Here is a 22341-nt window from a genome sequence, read left to right on the forward strand (position 1 = left end):
CCGCGGTGATCGCCCGAACTTTAGCCGCGACGACCGTGGGCCGCGCCGCGATCGCGACGACGCCCGCCCGGCGGGACGATCTTCCGACCGCAAATTCGGCGACAGGAAGCCCTACGCACCGCGGGATCGCGATGGCGAGAAGCGGCCGTACACGCCGCGCGGTGAGCGATCCTATGGCGACCGTCCGTCGCGCGACGGTGATCGGCCCGAGCGGAAATTCGGCGGCGAGCGGAAGTTTTCGCGCGGCGGCGATCGCGGGGGAGATCGTGATCGTGGCCCGCGCAAGGATTTCGGTGATCGTCCGCCGCGCGGCGAATCCAAGCCGTGGCAGAAGCGCGAGGGCGGCTCCGATCGTCCCGAGCGTGGTTCGCGTCCGTTCCGTGACGGCCCGCGCAAGTTCGACAGGCCGCGCGACGATCGCGGCGGCGATGAGCGTCCGCGGTTCTCCCGGTCCCGCGACGATCGCGAGCAGGGCGATCGCCCGAAGTTCAGCCGGCCGCGCTGGAAACAGGATGAAGACGGCGGTGATCGCCGTGACAGCCGTCGTCGTGAACGCCCCGAAGGCCGCACCGACTGGCAGGAGCATCCGCGCAGCGAGGGCCGCTTCGGCGATCGTCCACGCCGCGACAACGAGGATGACAGCAGGATCTTCGCAAAGCGCCCGGCCTTCGGCGGCCGCGGCGCCTATCGCGAACGCGCCTCAGATGACCGCCGCGAGCAGAAGCCGAAGAAATCCGGCGAGCGCATCGCCAAGGTGCTGGCCCGCGCCGGTCTCGCCTCGCGCCGCGATGCCGAGGAGATCGTCACCCAGGGCCGCGTCACCGTCAACGGACGGGTGATCAACTCGCCGGCGCTCGATATCACCGACAACGATGTCGTGGCGGTCGACGGCAAGCCGTTACCGCCGCGCGAGCGGACGCGGCTGTTCATGTATCACAAGCCGCGCGGACTGATGACGACGCATGCCGATCCCGAGGGGCGGCCGACCGTGTTCGACAATCTGCCCGAGGGCCTGCCGCGGCTGATCTCGATCGGCCGGCTCGACTTCAACACCGAAGGCCTGCTGCTGCTGACCAATGACGGCGGCTTGGCGCGGACGCTGGAGCATCCCGACACCGGATGGCTGCGCCGCTATCGCGTGCGCGCGCATGGCGAGGTGACGCAGGCCCAGCTCGATCAGCTCAAGGACGGCGTCGAGGTCGACGGCGTCAAATACGGACCGATCGATGCGACGCTGGAGCGCGACCAGAGCTCCAACGTCTGGGTGGTGTTCGCGATCCGCGAGGGCAAGAACCGCGAGGTGCGCAACGTGATGGCGCATCTCGGGCTCGAGGTGAACCGCCTGATCCGGATCTCCTACGGCCCGTTCCAGCTCGGCGAGCTCGAGGAGGGCAAGGTCGAGGAGGTCAAGACGCGGGTGCTGCGCGAGCAGCTCGGCGAGAAGATCGCCAAGATCGCCGGTGCCGACTTCACGCGACCGGAGCAGCGTGACGCCGGCGACGATGCACCCGCGAAGAAGCCGAAAGCCAAGCGCGAGACCATCAACGACCGCAAGGGCCGCCGCGTGCTGGTGCAGCGTACCGGCAGCGAGGAGGCGCGCGCCCGCAACGAGGACGAGGCCAACGGCTACGGCCCGCCGCGCCGTGCCAAGCGCGGCTATCACGGCAAGCGCGATCTCAAGCCGCAGGACGAGTAACGGTCGATGCGTGTCGTCGGGGGCAGGCTGAAGGGCCGCAATCTCGCTTCGCCCTCGGGCCGCGAGATCCGCCCGACCGCGGACCGGTTGCGCGAGTCCGTGTTCAACATCCTGGTCCACGCCTACGACAACCCGATCGAGGACGCCCGCGTGCTCGATCTGTTTGCCGGCACCGGCGCGCTCGGCGTCGAGGCGGCCTCGCGCGGCGCGAAATTCACGCTGTTCGTCGACAATGGCGCCGAGGCGCGGGCGCTGCTGCGCAACAATGTCGAGTCGCTCGGCCTCGGCGGGACCACCAAGGTCTATCGCCGCGATGCCACCGACCTCGGGCCGGCGCATCCGGTCGAGCCGTTCTCGCTGGTGTTTCTCGATCCGCCCTATGGCAAGGGCCTCGCCGACAAGGCGCTGGCCTCGCTGCGCGACGGCGGCTGGCTGGCGCCGGGCGCACTGCTCGTGGTGGAGGAGGCCAAGGCCGCGGCGTTCGCGGCGCCCGACGGCTTCGAGGAGCTCGAGCGGCGGGCCTATGACGACACGGAATTCGTCTTCCTTCGCGAAAAAGTGTAGGGCGCACCGGCCTCTATCGACCTTATGCTGCGGCATGGTGGAGCCCGTCATCGGGCTCGGACCCGTTGGGCTATTCCACCATACGACGGACCAATCTTCGCTTTCGGAGCGTGAACCATGGCCGACACTCTCGCCGGGCTCGCAGTTCAGCTGGAGACGCGCGTCAAGGCGTTGCGCGGCGCGGGCGATGACGCAGCGCTGCTGGCGGCCGCGCGTGACGCCGCCGACCAGATCGGGCGTCGTCGCGGCGCGCTCGATGCTGACGCGCACGAAGCGCTCGGAATGATTCAGCGGATGACGTTCAACGCCGCGGCCGATTGCTGGCCGGGCTGGGCCGTTTCGGACAAGCCGATCGATCCGGCTCACCTGCTGGCCGCGCGCGACCTTGCCGAGCACTCGCTGGATCTTGTGCAGGAGCTGGAGCTTGGGCCGGCGCGGCTCGGAACGGGCGCCTGGCTGGTCGGGGCCTTCGATCTGGCGCTTGGCCGCTATGACGAGGCGATCGACATCTTTCGCGGTGCACGTCAGAACTATGCCGCCGCGCGCGCACCGGGCCTGGTGCTGCTGACGGACGGCTATGTCGCGATCGCGCGGCAATTGGCCGGGGATCAAACGTCATCCCGCGACGAAGGTCTCGATCAGGTCTGCGAGCGGATCGCAGCAGGCGGGTTCGAGCACGGCGACGAATGGATCGCGCAACTGCGCACCGCGCTGGAGGTCTTCACGCGGCAAGTGAATTCCTAGGATGGGTGGAGCCAAGCGATACCCATCATGATGCCGCAGAGGCGATGGGTATCGCTGCGCTCCACCCATCCTACGGGCTACGGATCGTCACCGCGTCATGACCTGTCGTCCCTGCGAAAGCAGGACCCATAACCACAGGATCGTGTGGTTGGATTCGCTGTAGCCCCAGCTAGCTCTAACGGCAATCAGCGGTGGTTATGGGTCCCGGGTCGCTCGGAGCCTGTCATCGGGCGGCGCTTTGCGCCGACCCGTTGGCTTGCCCGGGACGACGGAGCGTGTGGTGGCTACCGCCGCCCGAACAGCTTCTCTATATCGCTCAGCTTCAATTCGACATAGGTCGGCCGGCCGTGGTTGCACTGGCCGGAGTTCGGCGTGTCTTCCATCTCGCGGAGCAGCGCGTTCATCTCTTCCGGCTTGAGGCGTCTGCCGGCGCGGACCGAGCCGTGGCAGGCCATGGTGGCGGCGACGTGCATCAGGCGGCGCTCCAGCGGCAGCGCCTCGTCCCATTCCGCCATGTGCTCGGCGAGGTCGCGGAGCAGGCCGGCCGCGTTGGCCTTGCCGAGCAGCGATGGCGTCTCGCGCACGGCAACCGCGCCGGGGCCGAAGGATTCGATCGCGAGCCCGAACGAGCACAGCTCCTCGGCGCGATCGAGCAGTTTCTCGACGGTCGCCTCATCGAGCTCGACGATCTCGGGGATCAGCAGGATCTGGCGCTGCACGCCGTTCTTCGCCAGCGAGGCCTTCAGCCTCTCGTAGACGATGCGCTCATGCGCCGCGTGCTGGTCGACCACGATGAGACCATCGCGGGTCTGCGAGACGATGTAGGTCTCGTGGATCTGGGTGCGCGCGGCGCCAAGCGGACGGTCGAGCAGATCGGGCGCGGGTGCGGCCTCGAAGCGCACATCGGCGGTCGGGGTGCCGACGTCGAAGGCGGCCTGTCCCGGTTCGGCGAAGGCCGTCGCCGCAGCGCTTTCGAATCCGCGCATTGGACCAGTTGGATAGGACGGCGAGCTGCGCCAGTCCCAATTGCCTGGGCGTGGCGGCGTGAAGGCGGGGCGGAACGCCTGCAACGTCGCGCCGTCGGCGGTGTTGGCCGCGGTGCGCCGGCCTTCGCGCGCGAGGCCGTCCTTCAGCGCGTGCACGATCAGCGCGCGCACTAGGCCGGCGTTGCGGAAGCGCACCTCGGTCTTGGCCGGATGCACATTGGCGTCGACCTCTTGCGGGTCGCAGGTCACGAACAGCGCCACCACGGGATGGCGGTCGCGCGGCAGATAGTCGGAATAGGCCGCGCGCACCGCGCCGAGGATCAGCTTGTCGCGCACCGGGCGGCCGTTGACGAACAGATATTGCCCGAGCGCGTTGGCGCGGGTCAGCGACGGCGCGGCGGCAAAGCCCTCGACCACGACGCCTTCGCGCTCGGATCGGACTTCGATCGCGCTGGCTCGGAAATCCGCGCCCAGGATATCGCCAAGCCGCGTCAGCCGGCCGGCCGCCCCGGGCAGCGCGGCGGCCCAGGTCACCGGAGCACGCTCTTCGCCGGCCAGCGTGAAGGCGATGTCGGGGCGCGCCATGCCGAGCCGCCGCACCACCTCGCGGATCGCCTCCGCCTCGGTGCGGTCGGTCTTGAGGAATTTCAGCCGCGCCGGCGTCGCATAGAACAGCTCGTTGACCTCGACGCGGGTGCCTTGGCCGAGCGCGGCCGGCATGATCTCCGATTTCTCGCCGCCCTCGACCGACAGCGACCAGGCATGCGACTCGCTGGCATGACGCGTGGTGATGCCGAGCTTGGCGACCGCGCCGATCGACGGCAGCGCCTCGCCGCGGAACCCGAGCGTGCGGATGCGCAGCAGGTCTTCGTCGTCGAGCTTGGAGGTGGCGTGGCGGTCGACCGCGAGCGCGAGATCCGACCGCGTCATGCCGCCGCCGTCATCGGTGATGCCGATCCGGCGCCGCCCGCCGCCATCGGTGAACACGTCGATCCGGCTCGCGCCGGCGTCGATCGCGTTCTCGACCAGTTCCTTGACTACGCTCGCAGGGCGTTCGACCACTTCGCCGGCGGCGATGCGGTTGACGAGCTGTTCGGGAAGCTGGCGGACGGGCATGGATTGCGCGATCGGACAAGGATTCGAGGTTGACGGCATTCTAGTCGGCCTGCCCGCCAAATGCATGGGCCGGTCCGCGAATGGCTGCCTTTTGCTGGGGATGGAGCCGGCCTATCGCCTTGAAGACGCTCACCTTCGCGTGTGCTCCGGCTACGCCCTACGTGGCGATTGTGGGGCCTCACGCGCGGGTATATCGTTTAGAAAAATTATAATCCGATCGGAGGATAGCCATGTGCCATTTGTTCTCGCACCAGCCGCAGCGCAATTATGAGTCGCAGACCCGGTCGCTGCGAATCGGCGGTCACTGCACCTCGATCCGGCTGGAAATGTCGTTCTGGGACACGCTGGAGGAGATCGCCGCCAAGGAGGGGATGAGCGTCGCCAAGTTCGTCACCACGCTGTATGGCGAAGTCCTCAACCACCATGGCGAAGTCAATAATTTCGCATCGCTGCTGCGGTGCTGCTGTTTGATCTATCGCTCGCAGAGCACCACGCCTGTCTCCGAGTTTCAGAGCCAGCCCATCCTGGACGCTGCCGAATAGGCTTGCGGATTCATCGCGCAAGAAAAGCGGCCTTGTCCTGTTGGGCAAGGCCGCTTCAGTGAGAGGGGAACTGTAGTTTCTTGCTAGATCTCCTTCCGCTGCATCGCGCCGGCGATGCTGTCGGCCTGGCGGATCGCCAGCGACACGATCGTCAGCGTCGGATTGCAGGCGGCACCGCTCGTGAACTGGCTGCCGTCTGAGACGAACAGGTTCTTGATGTCGTGGCTCTGGCCGAACTTGTTGACCACGCCGTCGCGCGGCTTCTCGCTCATCCGGTTGGTGCCCATGTTGTGGGTGGAGGGATAGGGCGGCGTCGGATAGGTCACGGTGGCGCCGACCGCCTCATAGACCGCGGCGCCCTGCTTGTAGGCGTGATCGCGCATAGCGACGTCGTTCGGATGGTCGTCGAAATGCACGCTGGCGACCGGCATGCCGAACTTGTCTTTGATCTTCGGATCCAGCGTGATGCGGTTGGTCTCCTGCGGCATGTCCTCGCCGACCAGCCACATGCCGGCCATCCGCGGATAGCCCTCGATCGCGCTGGTGAAGCTGCGGCCCCAGGCGCCGGGATTGAGGAACGCGGCCATGAAGGGCAGGCCGAGCGACAGCGTCTCCATCTCGTAGCCGCCGACGAAGCCGCGGCTCGGATTATTCTTGGCCTCGTCGCGAATGATGCCGGCCATCGTGGTGCCGCGATACATGTGCACCGACTTCTCGAAGCTCGCATACACGCTGCCGGTCATGTGCCGCATGTAGTTGCGGCCGACCTGGCCGGATGAATTGGCGAGCCCGTCCGGGAACATGCTCGAGGCGCTGTTGAGCAACAGCCGCGGGCTCTCGATCGAGTTGCCGGCGACCGCGACCACGCGGGCCTTCTGGCGCTGCATCGCGCCGGTTGAATCGGCATAAACCACGCCGGTGACCTTGCCGGACTGGTCGTGCTCGATCTTGATCACCATGCTGCCGGGGCGCACTTCGAGATTGCCGGTGGCTTCGCCCTTCGGAATCTCGGTGTAGAGCGTCGACCATTTGGCGCCCGACTTGCAGCCTGGAAGCAGAAGCCGATCTGCTGGCACGAGCCGCGGCCGTCGCGCGGCTCGCTGTTGATCGCCATCCGCCCGGTATGGACCTCCTTGTAGCCGAGCTTCTTGGCGCCGGCTTCCATGACCTTGAAGTTGTTGTTGCCGGGTAGGCAGGGATGCCGTTGGTGCGGGTCACGCCCATCTTGTCCTCGGCCTTGGCGTACCACGGCTCCATTTCGGCGAGTGTGATCGGCCAGTCCAAGAGATTGGCGCCGGGGATGCCGCCGTAAGCCGACTTGATCTTGAACTCGTGCTCGTCGAAGCGCAGCGACGCGCCGGCCCAGTGCGTGGTCGAGCCGCCGACTGCCTTGACGATCCAGGCCGGCAGGCCCGGAAAGTCCTGGTGCACGCGCCAGCTGCCCGAGGTAGAGCGCGCGTCGGACCAGGCGAGCTGGGTGAAGCTGTCCCATTCATCGTTGATGAAGTCCTGGTTCTCGATGCGCGGACCGGCCTCCAGGATCACGACCTTGATGCCCTTCTGCGCCAGTTCATTGCCGAGCGTTCCGCCGCCGGCACCGGAGCCGACGATCACGACAACGCCGCTGTCATTCAGATCGAATTTTGCCATTGTGTCCTCCTGACCGTTTCCGACGCTATGCCTTGGGCAGCCAGTCGATGTCGGCGAAGCCGCGCTTGATGTAGCCGCCATGCTCGGCGGAGGAGCCCTCGTAGCCGAACCGCGGCCACACCTCCTTGTTGTTGTAGAGCGAGACGATGAGGTCGCCGCGGACCTGCTGGAAGAACGCGCTCTGCTCGATCTGCTGCAGCAGCGCGACGCGATCGTTTTCCCAGGCGAGCTGGGCATACGGCATCTTGTGGCGGTCGTTGGCCGCCTGATCGAGCCGGGCAACGCCGTCATTGATCAGCGATTTGACCGCCGGATCCTTGGCCGCCTTGGCATCCCATGCTTGACCGCCGTGATGTAGTAGCTGTCGCCGAGGAAATCGTGCGGATAGATGTCGCGCGCGACCTTCAACAACGTCTTCATCGTGGCCGGCGCCAGCGTCGAGGCCTCTTCGGCCCATGCATCGGTGATGCCGAGCCCGGTCGATGTCGCGATCGCGACGGCGGGTGCGGTGACGGCCGCGCCCTTGAGAAAGACACGCCGGTCATATTTGCTGCGTCGATCGATTTCTCTCATGGGTTCCTCCGAAGTTTATTTTCTGTTTGGATCTGCAACTGGATTAGCCGAAGCGCCCGCCGCGCTGGATCACCTCGATCTTGTAGCCGTCGGGATCGGAGACGAAGAAGAAGCGCGCCAGCGTCTTGCCGTCATGCTTGAAGTCACGCAGCGGTCCAGGCGACAGCCTCTCCTGCTCGAAGCGGGCGTGCTCGGCATCGACGTCGTCGACGACGACGGCGAGGTGGCCGTAGCCGTCGCCGAGCGCGTAGGGCTCCTTGCGATCGAAATTGACCGTGAGCTCGACCTCGAACGGCGAGGACGGATGGCGCAGATAGATCAGCGCGAAATCGGGAAATCGCAGATTGTCCGCGATCTCGAGCCCGAATGCGCGATGATAGAAGTCGAGCGCCCTGGCCTCGTCGAACACGCGGATCATCGAATGCACGGGTTTCGCCATTCAGTTCAGCTCCTTCAGATAGGCGATGATCATGGCGCGGGTTTCCGGCTTGGCCTGTCGATAGGCCATCACGGCGCCCGGGATCACCGCTTGCGGATTGGTCAGCCAGGCATCGAGCCTGGCGTCGTCCCAGACGAAATCGGCCTTGGCGAAGCCGCGGAATATTTGAAGCCGTCGGCCTGGCCGGCATGGCGGCCGACGACCTTGTAGAGCGACGGTCCCTGCCGGACAGGATCTGTCGTGTTGGTCGTGTGGCAGGTCGCGCATTGCTGCTTGAACAGCGTCGCACCATCGGGTGGCTTGGCGGCAGGCAAAGGCATCTGCGCGCTGGCCATTTGCACTGCGAGCATTGCGCTGCAAAATCCCAGCGCCAACATCCGTCTTGCAGCCCACCTTGCGTGCAGCTTTGTCATATACATCACCGCCTCTGTGCAGTGACTGTAGGAGGCTGAAATCCGCCGTTGGTAGTAGCGGGCTGTTTCACGGCAGAACAAAGCTGGGCGGTGATCTGGCGCGGAACCGGTCGCTGCCGCATATGCGGACGACAAATCCGCAAAATGACCGCGAAATCCCTGCACGATCACCACACGACGCAGCTTGCATTGGGTGTGCGCCGTTTGCGGAAATTCAGTCTCGCGCGATGGGGTTCAGGGTCGGCGCTGCAAACGGCGCACACCTGCGCCGCTCTTTCCATCGCCAATCAAAGTCCAGGAGAAATGGATGACGTTTGCAAAAACCAGCGTGCTCGCCCTTGCCATCTCGGCCGCGATGGCCGGCCCCGTCCTGGCACAGGGAGCGGCGACACCCAATACCCAGCTTCGCGGCGGTGCAACGGGCGCTGGAACGATGCAGCAGGGCGGCGGCATGTCCGGCAGCGGCGATGAGGAAATGGCGGCGCAGCCGACCGCGCCGACGCAGAAGAGCGGGACCAGCGCCAAGTCAGGCAGCAAGGGGACGGTCGGCAGCAGCAGCGGTCACGCCACGCCGAAGTCGAGCGGCGGCTCGGAGATGGCGCCCGCAACCAAGAAGCACTGAGTATTCTGATCCCGGATGCAGCGCCGCGCGTGCGCTGCATCCACTTCGCTCGAAAACGCTCTAGTCGTCGAAACGGCGGGTGCCGCGGCCGGCCTTGATGTCGCTGCGGCGCTTCTTGCCTTCGAGGCGGCGCTGCTTGGAGCCGAGCGTCGGCCTGGTCGGCCGCCGCGGCGTCGGCCGCACCATCGCTTCCTTCAGCATCTCGAGCAATCGTTCGATTGCGTCCGCGCGATTGCGCTCCTGGGTGCGGAAGCGGAACGCCTGGATCACGATCACGCCGTCCTTGGTCATGCGGCTGCCGGCAAGCCGCGCCAGCCGCTGCGCGGCATCCGGCGGCAGCGCGATCTTCGTCGTGTCGAAGCGGAGCTGCGCGGCGGTCGAGACCTTGTTGACATTCTGCCCGCCCGGACCGGAGGCGCGTACAAACACGATCTCAATGTCGTTCTCGTCGATCGTAAGGTCGCGGGACACCCGCAGCATGACATCACCCGGTGCAGGGAAGAATCGGCGGCCGCAGGATAGCGGGTTTGTGTTGCGTGTGCTTGGGGTGCGTGGATGCCGCGCTTGCGACATCTGCGGTCAGAGCCCGCGGCTTACCCCTCTCCCCCTCCCTCCTCCGCAAGGGGGGAGGGAGCCCTACCGCCTGCGCGTCCCTAACGATCGAAACGTTACGCAGATTGAAGCGTTGCGCCGATCGAAGCGCCAGTCGTGACGCGCCGTGAGGTGAGCACGCCCCCAGGCTCCCTCTCCCGCTTGCGGGGGAGGGGGGAGAGGGGTAGCCACGACGATGGTGTGTAAAGAAGGAGCGCGCCGAAGCGCCTCAGTTCGCCTTCGGCGGCGCCGACACCGGCTGCGCGGCGGCTTGCGGGGCGCGGCCGACGACCACGGTGAGCAGGCCGTTGCCCCAAAGCCGTTTGGAGACCCGCTTGACGTCGTCGAGCGTCACCGCATCGACGATGGCGCTGCGCTTCTCGATGTAGTCGATCGGCAGCTTGTCGAGCTGGTATTGCAGCATCGCCTGCGCGAGCTTGGAGGAGGTGTCGAGCGCCAGCATCTGCGAGCCCTTCAGATAGGACTTCGCCTCGTCGAGCTCCTGCTGCGTCGGACCCTGCTCGGCGATGCGGCGGATCTCCGCTTCGATCGCATCGATGGTCTCGCCAGAGCGGTCGGCGCGGGTGCCGGTGTTGCCGAGGAACAGCGCGGAGTGGTCCATCCAGAGCAGCGCCTCATAGATCGAATAGGCCAGCCCGCGCTTCTCGCGCACTTCCTTGTAGAGCCGCGACGACAGCCCGCCGCCGCCGAGAATGTGGTTCACCACATAGGCGGCCATGAAGTCGGGGTCGTGCCGGTTGATGCCGGGACCGCCGAAGGTGACGATGGTCTGCGGCACATCGAGCGGGACAAAGGCGCGCTGCGGCGGCTTGGTCGCCACGACGTCAGGAATCGGCGTCAATTCGGCCTTGGCCGGCAGGTCACCGAAGGTCTTGTCGAGCAGCTTGCCGAGCGTGTCGGGGTCGACGTCGCCGACCACGGCGATCCGCAGCGTGTCCTTGGCGATGATGCGGCGGACATACTCCTTGAGGTCGGAGATCTCGATCGTCGGCACGCTCTCGAGCGTGCCGGTCGCCGTCCTGCCGTAGGGATGATCGCCGAAAGCGAGCTCGAGGAACTTGCGGCCGGACAGCGAGGACGGATTGGTCGATTCGCGGCGCAGGTTCGAGATCACCTGGGCGCGGATGCGTTCGACGTCCTTCGGCTCGAACCGCGGCGAGGTCAGCGCCATCCGCAGGAGGTCGTAGGCTTCGTCCTTGTTGTCCTTGAGCATGCGCAACGAGCCGCGGAACTGGTCGCGGTTCGACGCGAAGCTGAGCTCGATGGCGCGGCGCTCGAGCCGCTCATGATAGGTCTTGGAATCCAGATCGCCGGAGCCCTCGTCGAGCAGGTCGGCGACCAGGTTGCCGACGCCGGGCTTGCCTGCCGGATCCTGGCTGGCGCCGCCGCCGAACGAATATTCCATCGCGATCAGCGGCACCGTCGCGTCCTGCACGAACCAGGCCTCGATGCCGCCGGGAGATACCAGCCGCTGGATCTTGGCCGCGGCCTGCGAGGGCGCTGACGTCAGCGCCAGCATCGCGGCGCAGGCGCCGCCGATCAGCGCCGCGCGGCGGGTGAGGGCATAGGTCACGAGCGCTTCTCCTCGCGTTTCGGCGCAGTATCCTTGATCAGATAGCCGGTCACCGACCGCTTCTTGTCGAGCCAGGTCGCGGCAGCGCTGCGCACCTGCTCGGCGGTGACGGCACGAATGCGATCCGGCCAGCTGCGGATGTCGTCGATGCTGAGGCCGGTGGTCAGCGCGCCGCCATACCAGCGCGCCAGCGTCGCCTGGTTGTCCTGGGCGTAGATCGCCTCGGCGATGAGCTGGGTCTTGACCCGTTCGAGATCCTCGGCCCGCGCCGGGTTCTGCGCGAGGTCGGCGATCACCTTGTCGATCGCATCCTCGATCTGGGCGAACTCGACGCCGGGCTTGGGCGTCACCGCGATCGAGAATTGCGACGGGTCGAGCGCGGTGCCCTGATAGCCGGCGCCGGCCGAGATCGCGAGGCCCTTGTCGATCACCAGCGCGCGATAGAGGTAGGAGTTGGCGCCGCCGCCCATCAATTGCGCCAGCACGTCGAGCGCCTGGCTCTCGCCGGCTGCCGCCGTCGTTGCCGACGGCACCAGGTAGTAGCGGCGCAGGCTCGGCTGCTCGACCCGCGGATCCGACAGCGTCACGGTGCGCGGTGCGGCCGGCGTCGGCTCCTGCGGCCGGACGCGCTTCTCGGGGATCGCATGCTGCGCCGGGATCGGGCCGAAATTCTTCTCGACCAGCGGGCGGACATCCTTGACGTCGACGTCGCCTGCGATGACCAGGATCGCGTTGTTCGGCGCGTAGAAGCGGCGGTAGAAGGCGAGCGCATCCTCGCGATCGAGCTTCTCGATCTCCTGGTGCCAGCCGATCACCGGCCGGCCGTAGGGATGGTTGAGATAGAGCGCAGCCATGATCTGCTCGGTGAGTCTTGCATCCGGGTTGTTGGCGACCCGCATGTTGAATTCCTCGAGCACGACGTCGCGCTCGGGCAGCACATTCTCGTCCTTCAGGATCAGGCCGGTCATGCGGTCGGCCTCGAATTCCATCATGGTGGGCAGCTGCTCGCGCGGCACGCGCTGGAAGTAGCCGGTGTAGTCGTTGGAGGTGAAGGCGTTCTCGTTGCCGCCGATGCGCAGCACGGTCTGCGAGAACTCGCCGGCCGGGTGCTTGGCGGTGCCCTTGAACATCAGATGCTCGAGGAAATGCGCGAGGCCCGATTTGCCGGGCGTCTCGTCAGCGGAGCCGACCTTGTACCAGATCATCTGCGTCACGACCGGCGTGCGGTGATCCGGGATCACCACGACCTGCAGGCCGTTGTCGAGCGTGAAGCTCGCAGGGCGTTCCGAGGTGACGGTGGTCTGGGCGCGGAGGCTGGCGCCCGACAGCGGGATGATTGAAACAAATGCGGCAGCGAACAGGGCAATCGATCGGCGAGAGCGCATCACGGTCCTTATGAAAGCCCAGACATGCGGCCGGGGCGCGAAAGCAAGCCATCGTACACGGTCGTGCCCGTGCCCGTCGTCACGAAGCGGAGAGACACACGTCACCCCGCATTAAGCTTTGCCCATGTCAGCCTTCGTTCGCCGAGGCCAAGCGATCACTGCACCGGTTTTCCGGTCATGACGTCGTACTGGCCTTCCTTCGCCATCGGCTGCATCGGTCCGGTGCCATAGGCAAAGCCCGAGGACGGCGTCTGGTAGCCCGGAGGCGGCTCTGTCAGCGAGTCGCGCGTCGGCTCACCCTTGAACGGCCTGGACTCGCTGCTGTTGCCCTTGAAGATGCCGAGCAGGCCGCCATTGTAGCCGAGCTGGCTCGGCATCAGCGACGGATTGGTGGTCGCGCCGGGCTCGAGCGGCTCCCTGCGGCCTTCGGTGGCCGTCTGCTGCTTGCGGCCCGCCTCGATCTCAGCAGGCGTCAAAGCCACCGCCGACTGCCACGGCTCCTTCTTGACTTCCTTCTTGCGCGCCGCGATCGCGGCCTTGCGGGCGGCGATATCAGGGTCCTTCGGCCAGTTCGGCGCGTTGACCTGGGCAGTCGAGGACGGCGGGGGCAGGTCGAGCTTCGGCGGCACCACCAGCGGCGAGCGCTCGCGGTAGTCGATGCCCTTGCTGGCGGCGCTCTTGGCACCGAGCCCGGTCATCAGATTGTCGATGATCCGCTCTTCGAAGGTCAGGCCATCATCGCCGTCATCGTCGTCGTCGCCGGCACGTACCGGGCCGGCCGCCATGACAAGGCCGATTCCGGCCGCGACGAACGCCAGGCGCAGGCCGCGCAGCAGCGAGGTCTCGATCAGATTTCCGCGGACTTCGGTGTTGCGCATCGCGCTTTCCCCATTTCAAAATTCGCCAAAGCGATCACTGGCTTAGCGCTCAGTTCCGCTGGGTACAGGTCGGCCGCCGACCGGCTCGTATCGGCCGGGATCAGGGCGCTTTTACGGCGGGGGTCCCCATGACGGAATCATACAATAGGGCCGCCACGCCAGCAACGATCGCCACGTCGGCGAGGTTGAAGATGTACCAATTATAGGTTTTTCCGGCGATCTCGACATGAAACAAGGCAAAATCGACCACGGCGCCATAGGCGAACCGGTCGATGCCGTTGCCGATGGCGCCGCCGATGATCAGGCCGAGCGAAACTGTCGCCAGCCAGGTCCGCGACCGCGCCATCCAGATCGCCAGCGCGATCACGGCGGCGGCCTTGATCGCCATCAGCAGGATCTGGGCGGCCGGGGTCTCGCTCTGGAACCAGCCGAAGCTGATGCCGGGATTCCAGGCCAGCACCAGGTCGAAGAACGGCGTCACCGTCACCGGGGCGTGGCGCGCGATGTCGAGGACGTGGAGCAGCCAGAGCTTGGAGGCCTGGTCGGCGATCAGGGTGATGACCGCCGCCAGCACACCGGCGCGAACGGGCGAGTTCAAGCCGTGACCCCCAGCGCCTTCCATTCGCGCAGCGCCTGCGCGTCGCGCGGCGAGACGTCGGGATACTCAGGGTCCTCGCCGACCGTTGGCAGGATCTTCCACGAGCGCGCGCATTTCTTGCCGACAGCCTTCTCGACCACGACCGCAACGCCCGGCACCGCATCGAGGCGGAAGGCGTTCGCCGGCGCCTCGCCCTCGCGCACCTCGTAGTTCGAGGTGATGCAGACCTCGGCGAGATCGATGTCGAACAGCGTGGCCAGCGTGTCGCGGTCGGCAACGTAGATCACCGGCGATGCCTCCAGCGACGAGCCGATGGTCTTGTCCTTGCGCTCCAGCTCGAGCGCGCCGGTGACGACGCGGCGGACGTTGCGGATCGTCTCCCACTTCGCGGCGAGGGCGTCGTCGCGGAACTGTTCGAGGCCTTCGGGGAACAGCGTGAGATGCACCGAGGGCTCGGCGTTCGGCCGGTACATCCGCCAGGCTTCGTCAGTGGTGAAGCTCAGGATCGGCGCCAGCCATTTCAGGATCGCGTCGCACAGCAGGTCGATCGTGGTCAGCGCCGCCTTGCGCGCCACCGAGGACGGCGGGTCGCAATACAGCGTGTCCTTGCGGATATCGAAGTAGAACGCCGACAGCTCGGAGTTCATGAAGGCGGCGAGCGTTGCGACCACGGTCTTGTAGTCGAACGCCGCATAGGCCTTGCGGATGGTCTCGGTGTGGCCGGCCAGCTCGTGCAGCATCAGCCGCTCGAGCTCAGGCATCTCGCCAAACGCGACCTTCTCGGCCTGCTTGAAGTGATGCAGCGTGCCGAGCATCCAGCGGATCGAGTTGCGCAGCTTGCGATACGTCTCGATGGTGTTCTTCAGGATCTCCGGACCGATGCGCTGGTCGTCGGCATAGTCGGTGGCGCAGACCCACAGGCGCAGGATATCCGCACCGGAATCCTTGATCACCTTCTGCGGCTCGACCGTGTTGCCGAGCGACTTCGACATCTTGCGGCCGTTCTCGTCGAGCGTGAAGCCGTGGGTCAGCACGATGTCGTAGGCGCGCGCCCGCGCGTGCCGGCGCTTTCCAGCAGCGACGAGTGGAACCAGCCGCGATGCTGGTCCGAGCCTTCCAGATACATCACGGTGTCGTCGCCGCCATCGATCTTGCGGACGATGTTGCCGAGTTGCGGGAAGTTCTGGCGGTCCTCCAGCACGAAGGCGTGGGTGGAGCCGGAATCGAACCAGACGTCGCAGATGTCGTCGACCTTCTTCCAGTTCTCGGACGCGCGGCTGCCGAGGAAGCGCTCGCGGGCGCCGTCCATGTACCAGGCGTCGGCGCCCTCCTCCATGAACGCCTCGGCGATGCGCTGGTTGACCACCTCGTCCTGCAGGATCTCGGCCGAGCCGTCGGCGTTCTCGCGCACGAACACGGCGATCGGCACGCCCCAGGCGCGCTGCCGCGAGATCACCCAGTCCGGACGGTTGGCGATCATGCCGTTGATGCGGTTCTCGCCAGCCGGCGGCACCCATTGCGTGACCGAGATCGCGTGCAGCGCGCGGGCGCGCAGCGTGTCGCCCTTCTTGGCATGGCCGTTCTCCGCGATGGGCTTGTCCATCGCGATGAACCATTGCGGGGTGTTGCGGAAGATCACCGGCTTCTTGGAGCGCCAGGAGTGCGGATACTGATGCTTGAGCCGGCCGCGCGCGAGCAGCTTGCCGGCTTCGATCAGCGCCTTGATGACAGCCTCGTTGGCGTCACCCTTCTCGCCCTTGTCGTTGAGCACGCGCTTGCCGGTGAAGCCCGGCGCCTGCGCCGTGTAGGCGCCGTTCTCATCGACGGTGTAGGGGATCGCGGTCGGGATGCCGCGTGCATCGAGCTCGCGGGTGTTGGCGGTCCAGACGTCGAAGTCCTCGCGGCCGTGGCTCGGCGCGGTGTGCACGAAGCCGGTGCCGGTGTCGTCGGTGACGTGCTCGCCGGCGAGCAGCGGCACGATGAATTCGTAGCCGCCGCCGAAGCCCTTCAGCGGATGCGCACATTCCACGGCGTCCAGCGTATCGCCGGGGATGTCGCGGACCTTCTCATAGGAGGTGACGCGCGCTTGCTTGAAAACCTCCGCGGCGAGCGCATCGGCCAGGATCAAGAGATCGCCGGTCTTGGCCCAATTGTCCGCGGGCGCATCCGTCACCTTGTAGAGGCCGTAGGCGATCTTCGGCGAGAACGAGATCGCGCGGTTGCCGGGCAGCGTCCACGGCGTGGTGGTCCAGATCACGACCGAGGCATTGGCGAGCGCGCCATGCGCCGGCGACGTGACGGGGAATTTCACCCACACCATGTCGGAGGTGTAGTCCTCGTATTCGACCTCGGCTTCGGCGAGCGCAGTCTTCTCGACCACGCTCCACATCACCGGCTTGGAGCCGCGATAGAGCGTGCCGTTGGCGGCGAACTTCATCAGCTCGCGGGCGATCTGCGCCTCGGCCGGATAGCTCATCGTCTGGTAGGGATGATCCCAGTCGCCGATGATGCCGAGCCGCTTGAACTCCTCGCGCTGCACGTTGATCCAGTGCGTCGCATAGGCGCGGCATTCCCGGCGGAACGCGACCATCGCGACGGAGTCGCGGAAGTCGGGCTTCTGCTTGCCCTTGGAGCGGTAGTTCTCCTCCTCGATCTTCCATTCGATCGGCAGCCGTGGCAGTCCCAGCCCGGCACGTAATTGGAGTCGAAGCCGAGCATCTGCTGGCTCTTGGTCACGACGTCCTTGAGGATCTTGTTCAGCGCATGCCCGATATGGATGTTGCCGTTGGCGTAGGGCGGGCCGTCATGCAGCACGAACTTGGCGCGGCCCTCGGCTTCCCGGCGCAGCTTGTCGTAGAGGCCGATCTCGTTCCAGTATTTCAGGATTTCCGGCTCGCGCTGGGGCAGGCCGGCGCGCATCGGGAATTCCGTCTGCGGCAGGTAAAGGGTCTTGGAATAGTCGTTGGCGTCGGTCTTTTGCGGCTTGTCGGACATGAAAGCTCTGATTTGGCAGGTGCGGGCGCGGATACGCGATCAATCGCGGGTGAAAACGGCGAAAGTCCCGGTCTTGCGCCGAGCCTTCAGGCTCAGGCGGAAGCCGGGCCGCTAATCCGTATGATGCGCCGCGAAAACATGGGGTTTCCATAGCAGCCAAGCGGGCAAATCGCAAAGCCCCCGCACCCGTAAATCCGACCCCGCCGGGGGTGCCCTAGGGGCGGCGCCGGGCCGGATTTCCGGCCACGATGGTGCCGGCCGCGACGTCCCGCGTCACCACACTGCCGGCCCCGACCAGGGCGCCGTCGCCGATGGTGACGCCGGGCAGGATGATGGCGCCCCCACCGATCCAGACGTCGCTCCCGATCCGGATCGGGCGGCCGAATTCCAGCCCGGCGCGGCGGGTTTCGGCATCGCGCGGGTGGTCGGCGGTATAAATCTGCACCGCGGGCCCGATCTGGGTGCGATCGCCGATCACGACCTCGACGACGTCGAGGATGACGCAGTTGAAGTTGAGGAACACGCCGTCGCCGAGGCTGATATTGCTGCCGTAATCGCAGAAGAACGGCGGGCGGATCATGGCGTCCTTGCCGACCTTGTGGAAGCGCTCGGCGAGCAGCGCGTTCAACTCGGCCGCGGACGACGCGCCCGACGCATTGTAGCGTGCCATCCAGCGTTCCGCCGCGGTATGGTCGGCGGCGATCTCCGCATCCGGACGATACAGTTCGCCCGCCAGCATTTTTTGCTTTTCAGTCTTGTTCAATCAATCGCTCCGAGCTGCGGGAACGCGTTCGGCGCGGCGGCGAGGTGCGCGCGCGCCTTGGCGCTGTCGTCATCCATCTGGCGTATCAACGCCTCGATGGTGTCGAATTTCAGCTCTTCGCGAATGAAACCGATGAATGCGACATCAAGGACCGCGTCGTACAGGTCGCCCTTGAAGTCGAACAGGAACACTTCGAGCAGCGGCGCGCCATTGTCGAAGGTCGGACGGCGTCCGAAGCTTGCGACACCGTCGAACCGCTGCGCGCCCTTGCCGACCCGTACCGCATAGATGCCGTGCTTCAGGCCGCAATGCTTGTCGAGCCGGATGTTGGCTGTGGGATAGCCGAGATCGCGGCCGCGCTTCTCGCCATGGATCACCTTGCCGGTGACGAACCACGGTCCGCCCAGCATGGTGGTGGCGTCGGTGACCTCGCCTTCGGCGAGCGCCATGCGGATGGCGCTGGAGGAGACCGGGCGCTCCGCGATGTCGACATGGGCCTGCACATCGACCTCGATGCCGAGCCGCGGTGCTTCGCTGACCAGCAGGCTCGGCGAGCCGACCCGGCCCTTGCCGAAATGGAAGTCGTAGCCGACCGCGATCCCGCTGATGCCGAGCCGGCGGATCAGGTCATGGTGAATGAAATCCTGCGCCGACGTCCCGGCACGCGCCTTGTCGAAGGTCATGACGACGGCGCCGGCGAGCCCGGTCGCTGCGAGCAGCCGCAGCTTGTTGGTCTCGTCCGTGAGGCGGAATTGCGGGGTGTTCGGGCTGAAGAAGCTGCGCGGATGCGGCTCGAAGGTCACGGCGAGCGCGGGCACGCCGTGCGCTTTGCCCATCGCCAGCGCCGCACCGATCACGGCGCGGTGACCGAGATGGACGCCGTCGAAATTTCCCATCGCGACCACGCTGCCCTTCGGGATGACGCTTTCGGGGGTGCTGTCGCGGATAACGGTAAAGCCGGTGCTCATGTCAGGTATTCTTCAAGGATTCTTAAGCATGATTGTTGCGCGCCGGACCGTGACGCGGCGGCGGCGTGGAAGTCAAGCGTAGCGAAAATCGCGTCAAATCCGTAACAATCCGGATTCAGCGGGTTAACGCGCTGTTTAACGCCAGCTGTTACTCGTTGCCGGAAAGCTGCGTTCGTGCAGAAGCCAAGTTGCGTCAGGCGTTTTGGGGGAAAAGATGGCGGTTGATTTGTCCATGCCGGTTCTGGTGGTTGATGATTACAGCACCATGATCCGCATCATCCGGAATCTTCTCAAGCAGCTTGGATTCGAGAATATCGACGATGCCTCGGACGGCTCCGCGGCGCTCAACAAGATGCGCGGCAAGAAGTACGGCCTGGTGATTTCCGACTGGAACATGGAGCCGATGACCGGCTACGACCTGCTCAAGGAAGTCCGCGCCGATCCCAATCTGGCGACCACGCCCTTCATCATGATCACGGCGGAATCCAAGACCGAGAACGTCATCGCGGCCAAGAAGGCCGGCGTCAACAACTACATCGTCAAGCCGTTCAACGCGGCGACGCTGAAGACCAAGATCGAGGCGGTCTTCCCGGACATGGCGACGGCGTAAGACGCTCGTCCATCGCATCTACTGAAATTCACGTCGTGCCCGGGCTCGTCCCGGGCATTTACGTCTTGGGTTGACGGTAAGGCGAGCGGACGCATCCGAAATTTCGGAATATTAGAAGTATGCCCCTGAGTTGCCCGACGTGTCAAGGCGACCGGTCGAACACCCGGCGCCGTGGGCCGCTTTGCATGGGGTTGTTTTCGATATTTTGGCAGCGCGCCGTTGCGGAGCCAGCCGCTACCACTTCAGCTCGCGCATCAGTGCACGCGGCGGGTGGCCGAACAGTTCCTTGATCGAGGCCGCGTCGAGCTGCTCGATGCCCTCGAACTGTTCGGAGTGGATGCCGCGGGTGACGAACAACAGGTCGATGCCGAAGCCATGGGCGCCGGTCAGGTCGGTGCGCACGGAATCGCCGATCGCGAGCACGCGGCCGAGTTCGGTCGGATGTCCGCGGCGCTCGGTGGCCAGCGCCATGGCGCGCTCGTAGATCGGCCGGTGCGGCTTGCCGTAGAAGATCACCTCGCCGCCGAGTTCGCGATAGAGTTCGGCGATCGCGCCGGCGCAATAGATCAGCCGGTCGCCGCGCTCGACCACGATGTCGGGATTGGCGCAGACCAGCGTCAGCTTGCGGTCAAGCGCCTTGAGCAGCGTGTCGCGATAATCCTCGGCGGATTCGGTCTCGTCGTCGAACAGGCCGGTGCAGATGATGTAGTCGGCCTGCTCCAGCGGCACCATGGTGGCGTCGAGGCCGCGATGGATCGAGCTGTCGCGCTCGGGACCGATCCAGAAGATCTTCTGGCCGGGATGATCGGCCACGAAGTGGCGGGTCAGGTCGCCCGAGGAGACGATCGCGTCGTAGGTCTCATCCGCGACGTCGAGCTTGCGCAGCTGGCGCTGCACGGAATCGGCCGGCCGCGGCGCGTTGGTGATCAGGATCACCGTGCCGCCCTGCTTGCGGAAATTGTGCAGGGCCTCGCAGGCCTCGGGAAAGGACTCGAGCCCGTTGTGGACGACGCCCCAGATGTCCGACAACACGACGTCGACATCGCCGACGAGGTCGCGAAATTGCTCGACGAAGCGCAATGACGTCATGATGCGAGCCGTTGGCTAGTTAGGACCGAGGGCGCGGCGCGCCAGCGCGGCGCTGCCGGTTGCGCGCGGCGGCGCTGTTGGGCTGGTGACAGGTGCTGAGGTGCCGGCGCCATTGAGGTCCTGGGGTTTGGCCTGCGGAGCCTCGGCGGTAGCAGATGCCCCTTCCGGCCGCAACGGTCGCGGCGGTGCGAACAGGAAGCCCTGGCCGAACCGGACATCATAGTCGAGCAGGTCGACCACCGAGCGCTCGCCCTCGATCCGTTCGGCGATCAGGTCGATGCCGTAGCGGCCGAGCAGGTCGGACAGATCGGACGGATGGATGTCTGACGTCGCGCTCTGCCTGGTGTCGAGCAGCAATGCGGCCGGCACCTTGATGAAGCGGACACCGCGATCAGCGAGCTCGCGCGGCTCGAGGCGGAGGTCGCTGACATGGTCGATCGAGAACCGGTAGCCGCGCTGCGACAGCGCCGCGAGGTTTTCGCTTTCGACCGGGCCGAGATTGCGGAAGGTCGCCTGCTTGAACTCGAGCACGAACGACGGCGCCAGCGCGCGGTTGGCCTCGAGGAAGTCGAGGCACTGGGTGAAATACGCGGGACTGGCCAGCGTCGCCGCCGAGACGTTGCAGAACACGCCGACATCCTTGCTGCGGATCATCAGGCGGCGCAGCACCTGGACGCAGCGAAGCATCACCATGTGATCGATACGGCCGATCAGGCCGGCGTCCTCGGCCGCCTCGATGAAATCGTCGGCGGCAAGCACCTGGTCGCGCTCGTCGCGCAGCCGCGTCACCGCCTCGTAGTAGCGCACCTTGCGCTGCGGCAGCGTCACCATCGGCTGCAGGTAGATGTCGAGCCGGTTCTCGTCGATCGCATGCCTGATCGCGCCGACGAGCTGGGCCTGGCTGCGCGAGATCGGCGGCGGCGGCGCGACTGGCGGCGGGGGTGCGAACACGACGGTCGGGGCCGGCGCCACCGGCTGCAGCAGATCGTCGCGCAGCGAAGTGACCGGCTGCGCCACGGGAGCTGCCGCCAGCAGATCCTCATGATGGGCGACGGATGCCGCAAGCTGCCGCACCAGTCCGCCAAGCTCGCTGATCTCGCCGGCCATGCCCTGCATCCGGTCGGCGCCGGTGGAATTGGCCGAGGCGACACGGCCCTCGACCGCGGCCAGCCGGCGGCCGAATTCGGCGACCTGGCGGGCGAGGTCGGCGGTGCCGCGCGACAGATCCGCAATCTGGCCGCCGACATCGCTGCGGTCGCGCAACCGCATCGAGACGGCGTTGTAGAGGATCAGGCAAGTGAGGGCGGTGAGCGCCACGATCGCCGATTCCGATCCGCTGATACCCACCACCGAATACAGGACGAAGCCGAGCGAGCTGCGACCAGCACCATGCAGATGGCGATGAAGATCGTCGAAATGCGAATCATGTCGCGCGCCCGCGCCCTCCGTCCGAACATCCCCGGCGCGCAAGCTTAGCACCATTGTTGATTCGACGGGTCTGCGATCTTCGGAACCGGCTGGAACTG

General features: G+C 66.1%; 16 protein-coding genes and 5 pseudogenes. 6 read left to right on the top strand and 15 right to left on the bottom strand.

What is annotated here, in order from left to right:
- The 3 genes from ALC15_RS20395 to ALC15_RS20405 all read left to right on the top strand — a co-directional run.
- Positions 1-1696, top strand: a 1696-nt coding sequence (locus ALC15_RS20395) for a pseudouridine synthase (RefSeq protein ID WP_050628808.1), incomplete at its 5' end; no start/stop codon positions are given.
- A gap of 6 nt (positions 1697-1702) precedes the next feature.
- A complete protein-coding gene (rsmD, locus tag ALC15_RS20400; protein ID WP_050628809.1) occupies positions 1703-2260 on the top strand; it encodes a 16S rRNA (guanine(966)-N(2))-methyltransferase RsmD in 558 nt (185 codons plus the stop codon).
- Between the two features lie 171 nt (positions 2261-2431).
- A complete protein-coding gene (locus ALC15_RS20405; RefSeq protein ID WP_128089542.1) occupies positions 2432-3004 on the top strand; it encodes a hypothetical protein in 573 nt (190 codons plus the stop codon).
- A 284-nt stretch (positions 3005-3288) separates the two neighbouring features.
- Here ALC15_RS20405 and mutL read toward each other — a convergent pair whose 3' ends face one another.
- The gene (mutL, locus tag ALC15_RS20410) at positions 3289-5106 is read right to left on the bottom strand and encodes a DNA mismatch repair endonuclease MutL (RefSeq protein WP_050628811.1); all 1818 of its coding nucleotides are present in this window, start codon (positions 5104-5106) and stop codon (positions 3289-3291) included.
- A gap of 230 nt (positions 5107-5336) precedes the next feature.
- On the opposite strand from mutL, the gene ALC15_RS20415 reads away from it, so the two are divergent.
- Positions 5337-5648 carry a ribbon-helix-helix domain-containing protein gene (locus ALC15_RS20415; protein ID WP_050628812.1) on the top strand — a complete coding sequence of 104 codons (312 nt, stop codon included), beginning with the start codon at positions 5337-5339 and terminating at the stop codon, positions 5646-5648.
- A gap of 83 nt (positions 5649-5731) precedes the next feature.
- Here ALC15_RS20415 and ALC15_RS20420 read toward each other — a convergent pair.
- From ALC15_RS20420 to ALC15_RS20435, 4 genes and pseudogenes are all read right to left on the bottom strand, one after another.
- Positions 5732-7298, bottom strand: a pseudogene (locus ALC15_RS20420) (GMC family oxidoreductase).
- Positions 7299-7323: 25 nt separating this feature from the next.
- Positions 7324-7871, bottom strand: a pseudogene (locus ALC15_RS20425) (gluconate 2-dehydrogenase subunit 3 family protein).
- A 43-nt stretch (positions 7872-7914) separates the two neighbouring features.
- Positions 7915-8310 carry a VOC family protein gene (locus ALC15_RS20430; protein ID WP_050628813.1) on the bottom strand — a complete coding sequence of 132 codons (396 nt, stop codon included), beginning with the start codon at positions 8308-8310 and terminating at the stop codon, positions 7915-7917.
- A pseudogene (locus tag ALC15_RS20435) lies at positions 8311-8630 on the bottom strand (c-type cytochrome). It lies immediately after the preceding gene.
- 400 nt (positions 8631-9030) lie between these two features.
- Here ALC15_RS20435 and ALC15_RS20440 point away from each other — a divergent pair.
- Positions 9031-9345, top strand: a complete 315-nt coding sequence (locus ALC15_RS20440) for a hypothetical protein (RefSeq protein ID WP_050628814.1) — start codon at positions 9031-9033, stop codon at positions 9343-9345.
- A 60-nt stretch (positions 9346-9405) separates the two neighbouring features.
- Here ALC15_RS20440 and arfB read toward each other — a convergent pair whose 3' ends face one another.
- The 8 genes and pseudogenes from arfB to ALC15_RS20480 all read right to left on the bottom strand — a co-directional run bounded on the left by arfB (position 9406) and on the right by ALC15_RS20480 (position 19116).
- On the bottom strand, positions 9406-9825 hold the full coding sequence (arfB, locus tag ALC15_RS20445; protein WP_050628815.1) for an alternative ribosome rescue aminoacyl-tRNA hydrolase ArfB: 420 nt from the start codon (positions 9823-9825) through the stop codon (positions 9406-9408).
- Positions 9826-10165: 340 nt separating this feature from the next.
- Positions 10166-11530 (bottom strand): M16 family metallopeptidase, encoded by a 1365-nt coding sequence (locus tag ALC15_RS20450; protein ID WP_430649183.1) that lies wholly within the window; start codon positions 11528-11530, stop codon positions 10166-10168.
- Complete coding sequence (locus ALC15_RS20455; protein WP_050628905.1) at positions 11527-12915, bottom strand: M16 family metallopeptidase; 1389 nt, start codon at positions 12913-12915, stop codon at positions 11527-11529. Before ALC15_RS20455 ends, ALC15_RS20450 begins: the two co-directional genes overlap by 4 nt.
- Positions 12916-13070: 155 nt before the next feature.
- Complete coding sequence (locus ALC15_RS20460) at positions 13071-13793, bottom strand: hypothetical protein (protein ID WP_050628816.1); 723 nt, start codon at positions 13791-13793, stop codon at positions 13071-13073.
- Between the two features lie 100 nt (positions 13794-13893).
- Positions 13894-14415 carry a signal peptidase II gene (lspA, locus tag ALC15_RS20465; RefSeq protein ID WP_050628817.1) on the bottom strand — a complete coding sequence of 174 codons (522 nt, stop codon included), beginning with the start codon at positions 14413-14415 and terminating at the stop codon, positions 13894-13896.
- Positions 14388-17385 (bottom strand): annotated as a pseudogene (gene ileS / locus ALC15_RS20470) (isoleucine--tRNA ligase). The gene lspA and the pseudogene ileS overlap by 28 nt, the downstream one beginning before the upstream one ends.
- Positions 17386-17599: 214 nt before the next feature.
- Positions 17600-18148, bottom strand: a complete 549-nt coding sequence (locus ALC15_RS20475; protein WP_050628818.1) for a sugar O-acetyltransferase — start codon at positions 18146-18148, stop codon at positions 17600-17602.
- Complete coding sequence (locus ALC15_RS20480) at positions 18145-19116, bottom strand: bifunctional riboflavin kinase/FAD synthetase (RefSeq protein WP_050628819.1); 972 nt, start codon at positions 19114-19116, stop codon at positions 18145-18147. Before ALC15_RS20480 ends, ALC15_RS20475 begins: the two co-directional genes overlap by 4 nt.
- A 214-nt stretch (positions 19117-19330) precedes the next feature.
- Here ALC15_RS20480 and ALC15_RS20485 point away from each other — a divergent pair, with 214 nt between their 5' ends.
- Complete coding sequence (locus ALC15_RS20485) at positions 19331-19726, top strand: response regulator (RefSeq protein ID WP_016844467.1); 396 nt, start codon at positions 19331-19333, stop codon at positions 19724-19726.
- Positions 19727-19960: 234 nt separating this feature from the next.
- Here the strand turns inward: ALC15_RS20485 and ALC15_RS20490 are convergent, their stop codons facing one another.
- Together ALC15_RS20490 and ALC15_RS20495 are read right to left on the bottom strand one after the other, a co-directional pair.
- Complete coding sequence (locus tag ALC15_RS20490) at positions 19961-20815, bottom strand: TIGR01459 family HAD-type hydrolase (RefSeq protein ID WP_050628820.1); 855 nt, start codon at positions 20813-20815, stop codon at positions 19961-19963.
- Between the two features lie 15 nt (positions 20816-20830).
- Positions 20831-22242, bottom strand: a pseudogene (locus ALC15_RS20495) (EAL domain-containing protein).
- Positions 22243-22341 lie beyond the last annotated feature (99 nt).

Source organism: Bradyrhizobium viridifuturi (genome assembly GCF_001238275.1).
Classification (GTDB): domain Bacteria; phylum Pseudomonadota; class Alphaproteobacteria; order Rhizobiales; family Xanthobacteraceae; genus Bradyrhizobium; species Bradyrhizobium viridifuturi.